General features: G+C 76.4%; 1 protein-coding gene. It reads left to right on the top strand.

The window, feature by feature from the left end:
* Positions 1-14: 14 nt before the first annotated feature.
* Positions 15-15,209 carry a type I polyketide synthase gene (locus ACW14Y_RS03730; protein WP_456985854.1) on the top strand — a complete coding sequence of 5,065 codons (15,195 nt, stop codon included), beginning with the start codon at positions 15-17 and terminating at the stop codon, positions 15,207-15,209.
* The last annotated feature ends 4 nt before the right edge of the window (positions 15,210-15,213 follow it).

Genomic DNA, 15,213 nt, shown 5'->3' with positions numbered 1-15,213 from the left:
GAGAGCTGTCCCTGATGTCCGACGACAAGAAGCTGCTCGACTACCTCAGGCGCGCCACCGCGGACCTCGGTGACGCCCGGAGGCAACTGCGCGAGGCCGAACAGGCCCGCCACGAACCGATCGCCATCGTCTCGATGGCCTGCCGCTACCCCGGCGGCGCCGACACGCCCGAACTGCTGTGGGACCTGGTCTCCCGGGGCGCCGACGCGGTCTCGACCTGGCCGGTCAACCGCGGCTGGGACGTGGAGGGCCTCTACGACCCGGACCCCGAGCGGGCCGGTACCTCCTACACCCGGCACGGCGGCTTCCTGCACGACGCGGCCGAGTTCGACGCCGAGTTCTTCGGTATCTCGCCGCGCGAGGCCCTGGCGACGGACCCCCAGCAGCGGCTGGCGCTGGAGACCGCCTGGGAGGCGGTCGAGCGGGCCGCGATCGACCCCCGGACGCTGCGGCGCACCGCCACGGGTGTCTTCCTCGGGGCGATCGGCAACGGCTACGGCGCGGGCTCGCGCCACCTCCCCGAGGTCCAGGGCCTGCTGGACACCGGGACGGCGAGCAGTGTGGTCTCCGGCCGGATCGCCTACACCCTGGGCCTGGAAGGCCCCGCGGTGACCGTGGACACCGCCTGCTCCTCCTCCCTGGTCGCCCTGCACCTGGCGATCCGGGCCCTGCGGGCGGGCGACTGCACGCTGGCCCTGGCCGGCGGGGTCTCGGTGATGGCGACCCCCGACGCGTTCGTGGCGTTCAGCCGCCAGCGCGCGCTGTCGGCCGACGGCCGTTGCAAGGCGTTCGGGGCCGACGCGGACGGGACCGGCTGGTCCGAGGGTGTCGGCGTCCTGTTGCTGGAGCGGTTGTCGGACGCCCGCCGCAACGGGCACCCGGTGCTGGCCGTCGTTCGCGGCTCGGCCACGAACCAGGACGGTGCGAGCAACGGTCTGACGGCGCCCAGCGGTCCGTCCCAGCAGCGGGTGATCCGGGCGGCGCTGGCGGACGCGGGGCTGACGGCGTCCGAGGTGGACGTGGTGGAGGCGCACGGCACCGGCACCACGCTCGGCGACCCGATCGAGGCGCAGGCCCTGCTGGCCACGTACGGCCAGGGCCGGCCCGCCGAACGACCGCTGTGGCTGGGCTCGTTGAAGTCGAACATCGGCCACACCTCGGCGGCGGCCGGCGTGGGCGGCGTCATCAAGATGGTGCTGGCGATCGAGCACGGCGAACTGCCCAGGACCCTGCACGCGGACCGGCCGACGCCCATGGTGGACTGGTCGTCGGGAGCCGTGGAGGTCCTCTCGGAGGCCCGCGCCTGGGACGACACGGGACGCCCGCGCCGGGCCGGGGTGTCCGCCTTCGGCGTCAGCGGCACCAACGCGCATCTGATCCTGGAACAGGCCCCGGCGGAGGAAGCCGAACCGGTGGCCGACTTGGCGGCCGGTGGCGACGCGCACCCGCTGCCCTGGGTGCTGTCGGGGCGTACCGACGAGGCCCTGCGCGACCAGGCCGCCCGGCTGCTGGCGCACCTGGGCGCCGGTCCCGCACCCCTGCGGGCCGACGACACCGGCCGCGCGCTCGCCCTCACGCGTACCGCCTTCGAGCGGCGGGCCGTGGTCGTGGGCGCCGACCGGGACCGGCTGATCGACGGCGTGAAGGCCCTGGCCGAGGGCCGGACGGTGCCGGGGCTGGTTCGGGGCGACGGGGTGTCGTCGGGCCGTTCGGTGTTGGTGTTCCCGGGTCAGGGTTCGCAGTGGGTGGGGATGGCTGCGGAGCTGTTGGGCGGGTCGGAGGTGTTCGCGGGGCGTTTCGCGGAGTGCGAGCGGGCTCTGGCGCCGTACACCGATTGGTCGTTGGTGGAGGCGTTGGGTTCGGAAACGCTGTTGGCGCGGGTGGATGTGGTGCAGCCGGTGCTGTGGGCGGTGATGGTGTCGCTCGCGGAGGTGTGGCGTTCCTTCGGCGTCGTGCCGGACGCGGTGGTGGGTCATTCCCAGGGTGAGATCGCGGCGGCCTGTGTGGCGGGTGGTCTGAGTCTGGAGGACGGGGCGCGGGTGGTGGCGTTGCGTTCCCGTGCGATCAAGGTGCTGGCGGGTCGGGGCGGGATGGCGTCGCTGCCGCTGCCGGTGGACGTGGCACGGGAGCGGATCGCCTCCTGGGCGGGCCGGCTGTCGGTGGCCGCGGTCAATGGTCCGTCGTCGACGGTGGTGTCGGGCGATGCGGACGCGGTGACGGCACTCGTGGACGCCCTGGTCGGCGAGGGTGTGCGGGCGAGGGTGATCGAGGTGGACTACGCCTCGCACTCCGCGCACGTGGAGGAGATCCGGGAGCAGCTGCTGTCCGATCTGGAGGGCATCGCCCCGCTCTCCGCTTCGGTGCCGTTCTTCTCGACGGTGACGGGCGAGTGGCTGGACACGAAGGAGTTGGACGCCGAGTACTGGTACTGCAACCTCCGTCAGACCGTGGAGTTCGGGACGGCCACGGCGACGCTGCTGGGGGAGGGCTTCCGGTTCTTCGTCGAGGCCGGCCCGCACCCCGTGCTCACCTTCGGCGTCCAGCAGACCGCCGACGAGGCCGACACCGCCGGCTCCGCGCAGGGCCCCGCCGTGGTCCTGGGCACGCTGCGGCGCGGCGAGGGCGGCCTCGACCGCTTCCTGACCTCCCTGGGCGAGGCCTACGCGGGCGGCCTGTCGCCCGACTGGGACCGGGTGTTCGCCGGACTCCGCCCGGGCGGAGTCTCCCTGCCCACCTACCCCTTCCAGCGTCGCCCGTACTGGCTGGAGGACACCGGCCCCGCGGCGGGCGGTCCCTCCGGAACGTCCCCGCAGGGTGACGACTTCTGGGAGGCCCTGGGTGGGGGCGACCTGGACCGGTTCACCAGTGCCCTCGGGGTCGCGCCCGAGGACCCGCTGAACGTGGTGCTCCCCGCGCTCACCACCTGGCGCACCGAGCGCAGCGAGCGTTCGGTGGTCGACTCCTGGCGCTACCGCGTGACCTGGCGGGCCCTGCCCGAGGGCCCTCCGCCTCCACTGGACGGCAACTGGCTCGTCCTGTCCTCGGACGGTCAGTCCGAGGACGGGGTGCGCCGGTCGGAGGCGACCGCCCACGTCCTGGAACAGGCCGGGGCCTCGGTGGCGCACGTACGGGTCACCGGGGCGGAGGCCGACCGCGCCGCGTTGGCCGACCGGGTCCGCGCGTCGCTCGACGCGCTGCCCGGCCCGGTGACGGGAGTGCTGTCGCTGCTGGGCCTCGACGAGCGCCCGCACCCGGCGCACCCCTCCGTCCCGCTGGGCACCGCGCTCAACCTGGCCCTGGTGCAGGCCCTCGGCGACGGCGGGATCGACGCGCCCCTGTGGTGGGCGACCCGGGGCGCGGTGTCGGTCGGGGGCACCGACACCGGGAGTCCGGTCAGCGCCGCGCAGAGCCTGCTCTGGGGTCTGGGCCGGGTCGCCGCGCTGGAATTCCCGCAGCGCTGGGGCGGTCTGATCGACCTCCCGGAGGTGCTGGACCCGGACGCCGCCGCGCGGCTGTGCCGGGTGCTGGCCGGCGGGGCCGGGGACGAGGACCAGGTGGCCGTACGGGCCACCGGCTGCCACGGCCGGCGGCTGGTCCGGTCGGCCCTGGGCGACGCCGCGCCGCGGCGCAGGTGGCGGCCCGGGGGCACCGTGCTGATCACCGGCGGTACCGGCGGGATCGGCGCGCAGATCGCACGCTGGCTGGCCCGGCGGGGAGCCGCGCACCTGGTGCTGGTCGGCCGGCGCGGCGCGGACGCGCCGGGTGCGCCGGAGCTCTCCGAGGAACTGGCCGCCCTCGGCACCCGGGTCACCCTGGCCTCGTGCGACGTCGCCGACCTGGAGGCCCTGCGCGCGCTGAAGGACGGCCTCGAACAGGACGGCCACCGGATCAGTACCGTCTTCCACGCCGCGGGGGCCGGGCTGCTGGTGCCACTGCCCGACACCGACGCGGACGAGTTCGCCGACACCCTGCACGCCAAGGCCGGCGGGGCCAGGAACCTGGACCTGCTCTTCGACCGGGACACGCTCGACGCGTTCGTGCTGTTCTCCTCCATCTCCGGGGTGTGGGGCAGCGCCGTCCACGGCGCCTACGCCGCCGCCAACGCCTATCTCGACGGCCTCGCCGAGGACCGCAGGAGCCGCGGCCTCGCCGCGACCTCCGTGGTGTGGGGGATCTGGAACCCCGAGGGCGGGGCCGGGATGGCGGCCGAACTCGCGGAGGAGACCCTGCGCGGCCACGGCGTGCTCTTCATGCCGCCCGCGGCCGCGATCACCGGGCTCCAGCAGGTCCTGGACCACGACGAGACGGTGGTCGTGGTCGCCGACATCGACTGGGACCGCTTCGCGACGGTCTTCACCTCGGCCCGCCCCAGCCCGCTGATCGGGGAACTCCCCGAGGTGCGCGCCGCGCTGGCCGCCGAACCGGAGACCGGCGCGACCGGGGCCGAGGGAGCGCCCTCGGCGCTGCGCGACCGGCTGGCGCCGCTTCCGGCGGCCGAGCGGACCCGGGTGCTGGTCGACCTGGTCCGGACCCACGCGGCCGCCGTCCTCGGCCACGACTCGCCGGACGCGGTCGCCCCCGGCCGGGCCTTCCGCGACCTGGGCTTCGACTCGCTGACCGCCGTGGACATGCGCAACCGGCTCAACACCGCCACCGGCCTGCGGCTCCCGGTCACCGTCGTCTTCGACTACTCGTCGGCGACCGCGCTCGCCCGGCGCCTGGAGACCGGACTGCTGGGCGCCGCCGAGGAGCCCGCCGCCGTCCGGCAGGCCCCGTCGGCGGAGCCCGCCGAGGACGACGACCCCGTCGTGATCGTCTCCATGAGCTGCCGCTACCCCGGCGGCGTTCGCACCCCCGAGGACCTGTGGGAACTGCTCGCCGACGGGCGCGACGCCGTCTCCGGGCTGCCGTCCGACCGGGGCTGGGACCTCGACGCGCTGTACGACGCGGACCCCGACCGGCCCGGCCGGAGCTACGCCGCCGCGGGCGGGTTCGTCAGTGACGCGGACCGCTTCGACCCCGGATTCTTCGGGATCTCCCCGCGCGAGGCCCTGGCCATGGACCCGCAGCAGCGGCTCCTGCTCGTCACCGCCTGGGAGGCGATCGAGCGCGCCGGCATCGACCCGACGTCCCTGCACGGCACCCCGACCGGGGTCTTCGCCGGCGCCTCCTACCAGGGCTACGGCGGCACCCTGCGCGACGTCCCCGAGGAACTGGAGGGCCTGTTCATCGCGGGCATCTCCACCAGCGTCCTGTCCGGGCGGGTCGCCTACCAACTCGGCCTCCAGGGGCCCGCCGTGACCGTGGACACGGCCTGCTCCTCGTCCCTGGTGGCGGTCCACCTCGCCGCGCAGTCGCTGCGCTCGGGCGAATGCGCGCTGGCCCTGGCCGGCGGTGTCACGGTGATGGGCACCCCGCTGTCGTTCACCGGCTTCAGCCGGCAGCGCGGGCTCGCCGAGGACGGGCGCTGCAAGTCCTTCGCGGCCTCGGCGGACGGCTTCGGCATGGCCGAGGGCGTGGGCCTGCTGCTCCTCGAACGCCTCTCCGACGCCCGCCGCAACGGCCACCCGGTGCTCGCGGTGCTGCGCGGCTCGGCGATCAACCAGGACGGCGCGAGCAACGGGCTGACCGCGCCCAGCGGCCTGGCCCAGCAGCGGGTGATCCGCGACGCGCTGGCGAACGCCCGGCTGACGGCCGCCGACGTGGACGCCGTCGAGGCGCACGGCACCGGCACCCGGCTGGGCGACCCGATCGAGGCCGACGCGCTGCTGGCCACCTACGGCCAGGACCGGCCGGCCGACCGGCCGGTGCGGCTCGGGTCGCTGAAGTCGAACATCGGGCACACCCAGGCCGCGGCCGGCGTCGGCGGCATCATCAAGATGGTGCTGGCCATGGGGCACGGCGAGCTGCCGCGGACCCTGCACATCGACCGGCCGTCCCCGAACGTCGACTGGACGGCGGGCGCCGTCGCCCTGCTGACCGAGGCCGCGCCCTGGCCGGAGACCGGCCGGCCGCGCCGGGCCGGCGTGTCCTCCTTCGGCCTGAGCGGCACCAACGCCCATGTCGTCGTCGAGCAGCCGCCCGCCGAACCCGCGCTCCCGCTGCCCGCCCTGCCGGCCGGGTCCGCGCCCGCCGCCGGGTCCGCATCCGTACCGGTACCCGCCGCCGGCCCGTCCGCCGTCCCGTCCGCCGGGTCCGGCGCGACGGATCCCGGCACCACGCGGGCCGCCGTCCCGTGGGTCCTGTCCGGGCGGACCGCCGAGGCGGTCAAGGCCCAGGCGGAACGGCTGCACGCGCACCTGACGGAGCACCCGGAGCTGTCGTCCGCCGACGTCGGCTACTCCCTGGCCACCACCAGGACCGCCTTCGAGCACCGCGCGGCCGTCGTCGGCGAGGACCGCGCGACCCTGCTGGGCGGCCTGGCCGCGCTGGCCGCGGGGGACCGCGCACCCGGCCTGGTCGAAGGCACCGTCGCCCGGTCGACCAGGACCGTCCTCGTCTTCCCCGGCCAGGGATCCCAGTGGGCCGGCATGGCCCGGGAACTGCTCGACCACGCCCCGGCCTTCGCCGACCGGATCGCGGCCTGCGAACGCGCCCTCGCCCCGCACCTGGACTGGTCGCTGCTCGCGGTCCTGCGGGAGGAGACCGACGCGCCCCCGCTGGACCGGGTGGACGTGGTGCAGCCGGTGCTGTTCTCCGTCATGGTGTCGCTGGCCGAGCTGTGGCGGGCGCACGGGATCGTCCCCGACGCCGTGGTCGGCCACTCCCAGGGGGAGATCGCCGCCGCCTGCGTGGCCGGCGCGCTCTCGCTGGACGACGCGGCCCGGATCGTCGCCCTGCGCAGCCGGGCCCTGCTGGCCCTGACCGGACGCGGCGGCATGCTGTTCGTGCCGCAGCCGGTCGAAGCCGTGCGCGAGACGCTGTCGTCCGCCCAGTACGTTGCGCTGGACGTCGCCGCCGTCAACGGGCCGACGTCGGTGACGGTCTCCGGCGACCCGGCGGCCCTGGAACGACTGCGCGACCAGTACTCCGAGGCGGGCGTCCTGACCTGGCCGGTCCCCGGCGTGGACTTCGCCGGGCACTCGCCCCAGGTGGAGGAACTCCGCGAGGAACTGCTCACCCTCCTCGCCGGCACCGCGCCGCGGACGTCCGACATCCCCTTCTACTCCACGGTCACCGGCGGCCCCCTGGACACCCTGGGCCTGGACGCCGGGTACTGGTACGAGAACCTGCGCCGGCCGGTGGAGTTCGGACGGGCGGTCGACGCACTCGTCGCCGACGGGCACCACACCTTCGTCGAGTGCAGCACCCACCCCGCGCTGACCGTCTGGCTCCAGCAGGCCGTCGAAGCGGCCGGGGCCGGGGACGGAGCCGTCGTCGGCACCCTGCGCCGCGCCGAGGGCGGCCCCGGCCGCTTCCTCGCCGCGCTCACCGAACTCCAGGTCCGCGGACTTCCGGTGGACTGGGACACGGTGTTCGCCGGAACCGGCGCGCGCAAGCGACCCCTGCCCACCTACGCCTTCCAGCAGCAGCGCTACTGGCTGGACACCACCCCCGACCGGCCCGCCGACGCCCTCACCGGCGTCGACGCCACGACCGGCGCCGGCCCGGCCGACTCCGGCTTCTGGGAGGCCGTCGACCACGGGGACCTGGACGCCCTCGCCACCACCCTGCGGGTCGAGGACGGCGAACTGAGGGCCTCCCTCGCCTCCCTGGTGCCCACCCTCGCCGCATGGGCGCGCGGCCGGGCCGGCGACCGGACCGCCGACAGCTGGCGCTACCGGGTCACCTGGAAGCCCCTGCCGGCCCCCGAACCGCCCCGGCTCACCGGCAACTGGCTGGTCGTCGCCCCGGCCGGCGCCGCCGGCGACCCGGCCGTCGCGTTCGCCGTCGACGCCCTGCGCGGACACGGCGCCGCACCCGTCCTGGTCGCGGCGGGCCCCGACGCGACCGACCGGACCCGGTTCGCCGCACTGCTCCGCGACGCCCACGACCACGCCGACGGGCCGCCCGCCGGAATCCTGTCGCTGCTCGCCCTCGCCGAGGAACCGCACGGCGACGGATCGGCGCTCCCCCTCGGCCTCACCCTGACGGTCGCACTCCTCCAGGCCCTGGGCGACCTCGGCACCGACACCCCGCTCTGGGGCGTCACCCGGGGCGCGGTGTCGGTCGGCCGCTCCGACCGGATCGACAGCACGCTCCAGGCCCTGGTCTGGGGCCTCGGCGGGGTCGCCGGAGTCGAGTACCCGCGGCGGTGGGCCGGCCTGGTCGACCTGCCGCGACGGCTCGACGACCGGGCCGCGACCCGGCTCGCCGAAGCACTGACCGGTCCCGACGGCGAGGACCAGCTGGCGGTGCGCGCCACCGGCCTCTACGGCCGCAGGGTCGTCCACGCCGGACTCGGCGACACCGCCCCCGTCCGCGACTGGACACCCGAGGGCACCGTCCTGATCACCGGCGGCACCGGCGGCCTCGGCGCCCAGATCGCCCGATGGCTCGCCCGCACCGGCACCGCGCACCTGCTGCTCACCAGCCGGCGCGGCGCCCAGGCCCCGGGGGCCGACGCCCTGCTCGCCGAACTGCGCGGTCTCGGCGCCGCCGCCACCGCGGTGGCCTGCGACGTCGCGGACCACGACGCACTGGCGGAACTGCTCGCCGGCATCCCGGCCGAGCGCCCGCTGCGCGCCGTCCTGCACACCGCGGGCGTCCTCGACGACGGCGTGATCGACTCGATCACCCCCGAACGCGCGGCCGGCGTGCTGCGCCCCAAGCTCGACGGCGCACGCAACCTCGACGCGCTCACCCGCGGCCTCGACCTGACCGCCTTCGTGCTGTTCTCCTCGCTCGCCGGCACGCTCGGCGGCACCGGCCAGGGCAGCTACGCCGCCGCCAACGCCTACCTCGACGCCCTGGCCCGGCAGCGCCGCGACCTCGGACTGCCCGGCACCTCGGTGGCCTGGGGCCTGTGGGGCGGCGAGAGCCTCGCCTCCGGAGCCGTCGCCGAACGGCTGATCCGCGACGGCCTGCCCGCCATGGATCCCGGGACGGCCACGACCGCGCTGCGCCGGGCCCTCGACCACGACGACACGGCGGTCCTCGTCGCCGACTTCGCCTGGGACCGATTCACCCGGGCGTTCACCGCGCTGCGGCCCAGCGCCGCCCTCGGGGACCTGCCCGAGGTCCGGGAGGCGCTCGCCGCCGCGCGCGGCTCCCGGAGCACGGCCGACGGCGCCGAGCCGCCGGCCCTGCGACTGGCCGCACTGCCCCCGGCGGAACGGGACCGGGCCCTGCTGGACCTGGTTCGCTCCGAGGTCGCCGCCGTGCTCGGCCACCCCGGGCCCGAGGCGGTGGGACCCGACCAGGCGTTCAAGGAGATCGGCTTCGACTCGCTGATCGCCGTCGAACTGCGCAACCGGCTCGCCGCGGCCACCGGTCTGCGCCTGTCGGTGACCCTGGCCTTCGACTACCCCACGGCCACGGCGCTGGCCGGACACCTGCGCGCCGAACTGCCGGGCGCGCCCGCCACGGAGACGCCCGACGTTCCCGCGCCGGTGCCCGCGGCCGCCGCGGTGCCCGAGGACGAGGCGATCGCGGTGGTCGCCATGAGCTGCCGCTACCCCGGGGGCGTCAGCACCCCCGAGGAGCTGTGGGAGCTCGTCGCGGGCGGCGGGGACGCGATCAGCGGATTCCCCACCGGGCGCGGCTGGGACCTGGACGGCCTCTACGACCCGGACCCGGACCGGGTCGGCAGCACCTACGCGCGGGAGGGCGGCTTCCTGCACGACGCCGACCGCTTCGACCCGGCCTTCTTCGGGATCTCCCCGCGCGAGGCGCTGACCATCGACCCCCAGCAGCGGCTGCTGCTCGAACTCTCCTGGGAGGCGTTCGAGCGGGCCGGCATCGACCCGCTGTCGCTCAAGGGCAGCCCGAGCGGCGTCTTCGTCGGATGCAGCCACCACGACTACGGGTCGCGCGTCACCGAACCCTCCGAGGAGATGGAGGGCTACCTCGGCATCGGCAGCGCGGGCAGCGTGGCGTCCGGGCGGATCTCCTACAGCCTCGGCCTCGAAGGGCCCGCGGTGACCGTCGACACGGCCTGCTCCTCGTCGCTGGTCGCCGTCCACCTCGCGGCCCGGTCGCTGCGGGCCGGCGAATGCTCGCTGGCGCTCGCGGGCGGGGTCACCGTGATGTCGACACCGGGCGCGTTCGTGGAGTTCAGCCGACAGCGGGTGCTCGCCGAGGACGGCCGCTGCAAGCCGTTCGCCGCCGCCGCCGACGGCACCTCCTGGGCCGAGGGCGCCGGACTGCTCGTCCTGGAACGCCTCTCGGACGCCCGGCGCAACGGCCACCCGGTGCTCGCCCTGGTCCGCGGCTCCGCCGTCAACCAGGACGGCGCCAGCAACGGCCTGACCGCCCCCAACGGCCCTTCCCAGCAGCGGGTGATCCGGGCGGCCCTCGCCGACGCCGGACTGACCGCCGCCGAGGTCGACGCGGTGGAGGCGCACGGCACCGGGACCAGGCTGGGCGACCCGATCGAGGCCCAGGCGCTCCTGGCCACCTACGGCCGGGAACGCGACGCGCAGCAGCCGCTGCTGCTCGGGTCGCTGAAGTCGAACATCGGGCACAGCCAGGCCGCCGCCGGGGTCGCCGGCATCATCAAGATGGTGCAGGCCATGCGGCACGGGGCGCTGCCGCGCACCCTCCACGTCGACGCGCCGACACCCCACGTGGACTGGTCGGCCGGCGCGGTCCGGCTGCTCACCGAGGACACCCCGTGGCCGGAGACCGGCCGCCCCCGGCGGGCCGCGGTGTCGTCGTTCGGCGTCAGCGGCACCAACGCCCACACCATCCTCGAACAGCCCACCGAACAGCCCACCGGACAGCCCACCGGACAGCCCACCGCACCGGCCCCGGCCGCCGCCCCCGCGGTGGCCCCGGTGGTCCCGGCGACCACGCCCGAGGCGTCCGCCGCACCCGCCCTGCCCTGGCTGCTCTCCGCCCGCGGCGCGGACGCGCTGCGGGACCAGGCCGCCCGGCTGCTCCGGCACGTGGAGCACGCCCCGACCCTCGCGGTCGCCGACCTGGGCCGCTCCCTGGCCCTGAACCGCAGCGCCTTCGAGCACCGGGCCGCCCTGACCGGCACGGACCGGCGGACCCTGCTCGACGGGCTCACCGCCCTCGCCGCCGGCGAGCCCTCGGCGGACCTGGTGCGCGGTGTCACCGGCGCGGCGGTGAAGACCGCCTTCCTGTTCCCCGGCCAGGGCAGCCAGCGCACCGGTATGGGCGCCGAACTGTACGCCCGGTTCCCGGTCTTCGCCGACGCCTTCGACGCGGTCTGCGCGGAACTCGACCCGCTGCTCGACCGCCCGCTGAGGGAGGTGATCGACGCGGCCCCCGGCGATCCCGGCCACGGCCTGCTGGACCGCACCGAGTACACCCAGCCCGCCCTGTTCGCCCTCGGCGTCGCGCTGTTCCGCCTCGTCGAGCACTGGGGTGTGCGTCCCGACCGGCTGCTCGGCCACTCCGTGGGAGAGCTGGCCGCCGCCCACGTCGCCGGGGTGTTCTCCCTGCCCGACGCCGCGGCGCTGGTGGTCGCGCGGGGACGGCTGATGCAGGCCCTCCCGGCGGGCGGCGCGATGGCCGCCCTCGCCGCCGGGGAGGAGGAGGTACTGCCGCTGCTCGCGGGCCGCGAGAGCGAGGTCGCCCTCGCCGCGGTCAACGGCCCGGCCTCGACCGTGATCTCCGGCGACGCGGCGGCGGTGGACGAGATCGCCGCCGTGCTCGCCGCGCGCGGCCGCAAGACCCGACGGCTGCGGGTCTCGCACGCCTTCCACTCGCCCCTCATGGAGCCGATGCTCGCCGGGTTCCGCGAGGTCGCGGCCCGGATCGTCGCGGGGGAGGCCACCGTGCCCGTCGTCTCCGACCTGACGGGCGAGCCGGCCACCGCCGAGCAGCTCGGCTCACCGGACTACTGGGTGGAGCACGTGCGCGGCACCGTCCGCTTCCAGGACGGCGTGCGCCACCTGGAACGCGACGGCGTGACCGCGTTCCTGGAGCTCGGGCCCGACGGCGCGCTCACCGCGATGGGCCAGGACTGCCTGACCGGCGACACCGGCGCCGCCGGCGGCCCCGTGCTGGTGCCCCTGCTGCGCAAGGACCGGCCCGAAGCACCCGCGGCGACGGCCGCCCTGGCCCGGCTGCACGTCGAGGGCGTCCCGGTGGACTGGAACGCCGTCCATTCCGGCGGCCCGTCCCGCCCCGCCGTCGACCTGCCGACCTACGCCTTCCAGCGCGCCAGCTACTGGCTGGAGGCGGGCCCGGCCGCGGCCGGCCTGCCCGCGGCCGGACTGCTGACGGTCGACCACCCGCTGCTCGGCGCCGGAACGGAACTCGCCGAATCCGACGGCTTCCTCTTCACCGGCAGGTTCTCGGTCCGCAGCCACCCCTGGCTGGCCGACCACGGCGTCTACGACGGCGTGCTGTTCCCCGCCACCGCGTTCCTGGAACTCGCGGTCCGCGCGGGCGACCAGGTCGGCTGCGACCGGGTCGAGGAACTCACCCTGGAAGCACCGCTGGTGCTCCCGGCGGGCGGAGCCGTCGCGCTCCAGCTGACCGTCGGAAGCCCGGACGCCTCCGGCACCCGCCCGCTGAGCGTGCACGCCCGGGCCGCCGACGACGGCCCCGACGCCCCCTGGACCCGGCACGCGAGCGGCCTGCTCGGCTCCGCCGACGAACCCGGCCCGGACCCGGTCGACCCGGTCGACCCGGCGGACCCCGAGGCCTGGCCGCCGCCCGGAGCCGTGCCCCTCGACACGGAAGGCCTGTACGACCGCTTCGCCGGCGGCGGCTTCGCCTACGGCCCCGCGTTCCAGGGCCTGCGCGCGGCCTGGCGGCTCGGCGACGAGGTCTACGCCGTCGCGAGCCTGCCGGAGCAGCAGCGACCGGACGCCACCGCGTTCGGCCTGCACCCGGCCCTGCTGGACGCGGCCCTGCACTCGCTGGTGTTCGACGTCCTGGAGGGACCCGCGCAGGGCTGGCTGCCCTTCTCCTGGAACGGGGTGCGTCTGCACGCCTCCGGCGCCGCCGAACTCCGGCTGCGGCTGACCCCCACCGGCCGCGACGCCGTCGCCGTCCGGGCGACCGACGCCACCGGCCGGCCGGTGCTCTCGGCCCGCTCCCTCGTGCTGCGGCCCGTCTCGGCCGACCGCTTCAAGGCCACCCGCGCCGGACACCACGAGGAACTGTTCCGCCCCGAGTGGCAGGCCCTGCCCGAGCGCGCCGCGACGGCCGCCGCCTCCGTCCCCGCACCGGAGTCCTGGACCGTGCTCGGCACCGGGACGCCCCTGCCCACCGGCGCCGCGCCGCTCCCCGGCCGTCCGGTCACCGACCTCGCCGCCCTGTCCGCCCTGCTCGACGCGGGCGCCCCGCCGCCCCCGCTGGTCCTGGCCGCCTGCCCGCCCGCCCCGGCCCCGGACGCGCCGGCCGGCACCCTCCGCGACGCGGTCCACGACGGCCTCGGCACCGTCCTCGCCCTGCTGCGCGACTGGCTGGCCGAGGAGCGCCTGACCGGCTCCAGGCTGGTCCTGGTCACCAGCGGCGCCGTCCCGGTGACCGCCGACGACGTCCCCGACCCGGCCCTGGCCGCGCTCTGGGGCCTGGTCCGCTCGGCGCAGACCGAGAACCCCGACCGCTTCGTCCTGCTGGACCTGGACACCCACGACACCCCGCCCGCTCTCCTCGCCGACGCCCTCGCGTCCGGGGAACCCCAGCTCGCGATCCGGGCCGGGGCCGTCCACCTCGCCCGGCTGGCCCGGGTACCGCTGGCCGCCACCGCGCGCACACCCGGCTGGGGCGGTGACGGAACCGTCCTGATCACCGGCGGCACCGGCGCCATCGGCGCCCATGTCGCCCGCCACCTGGTCGCCGAACACGGCGTCCGCCACCTGCTGCTGACCAGCCGCAGCGGCCCCGCGGCCGACGGCGCGGCGGAACTCCTCGCCGAACTCGCCGCCCTGGGCGCGCACGCCGAGATCACCGCCTGCGACGCCGCCGACCGCGACGCCCTCGCGGCCCTGCTGGCCGTCCTGCCCCCCGCACACCCGCTGACCGGGGTGGTGCACGCCGCGGGCGTCCTGGCCGACGGCGTCGTCGCCGACATGACGCCCGAGCAGCTGGACCTCGTCCTGCGCCCCAAGGTGGACGCGGCGATCAACCTGCACGAACTCACCGCCGGCCTGGACCTGTCCGAGTTCGTCCTGTTCTCGTCCATCGCCGGAGTCTTCGGCGGCATGGGCCAGGGCAACTACGCCGCCGCCAACGCCTTCCTGGACGCACTGGCCCACCGGCGCCGCGCCGACGGGCTGCCCGGCCGCTCCCTCGCCTGGGGCCTGTGGGCCAACAGCACCGGGATGACCGGCGGGCTCACCGAGGCCGACCTGCGACGGATCGCCCGGGGCGGGATCGTCGCCTTCGACCCGGCCCAGGGGCTGGCGCTCTTCGACACGGCCGGCACCCTCGACGAGCCGGTCGTCCTCCCGCTGCGGCTCGACACCGAGGCCGTCCGCGCCCAGGCCGCCTCCGGCGGGGTCCCCGCCCTGCTGCGCGGCCTGGTGCGCCCCGCCGCCCGGCGCGGCGCCGCGGGCCCCGCCGCCGGCACCGGAGCCGACGCGCCGGAAGCGCTGAAGCAGCGCCTCGGCTCCCTCAACGAGACCCAGCGCGGCCGGGTCCTCCTCGACCTGGTCCGCTCCCACGCCGCCCTGGTGCTCGGCCACAGCGGCCCGGACGCGGTCGAGCCCGGACGCGGTCTGCTGGAGGTCGGCTTCGACTCGCTGACCGCGGTGGAACTGCGCAACCGGCTGCGCGCCGCCACCGGCCACCCGCTGCCGGCCACCCTGCTCTTCGACCACCCGACCCCGGCCGCGATCGCCGGACACCTGGCCGTCGAGCTGGTCCCCGAGGCCGGGCCCGGCCCGGTCCCCGGCCTCGCCGAACTGGACCGCCTGGAGGACGCCCTCGCCGGCACCCTCGACGACCCGGCGGACCGCGACCGGCTCGCCGAACGGCTCCGGGAGATCCTGGGCCGCCTCGGCCTGGCGGTCACCGCGGCCGGCGGCGACGCCACGGCGGCCGACTCCATTGAGGACCGCATGGACGGCGCCAGCGACGACGAACTCTTCGACCTCATCGACAACGAACTCGGCCTGTCATGACACC

It is taken from the genome of Kitasatospora sp. cg17-2 (assembly GCF_054031055.1).
Note: the sequence above shows the minus strand (reverse complement) of the source record. Positions and strands in the feature narration are given on the sequence as shown.

Bases quoted from the DNA above. Each gene is read 5' to 3' on its own strand.
- ACW14Y_RS03730 (WP_456985854.1), top strand. From the start codon at position 15: ATGTCCGACGACAAGAAGCTGCTCGACTACCTCAGGCGCGCCACCGCG.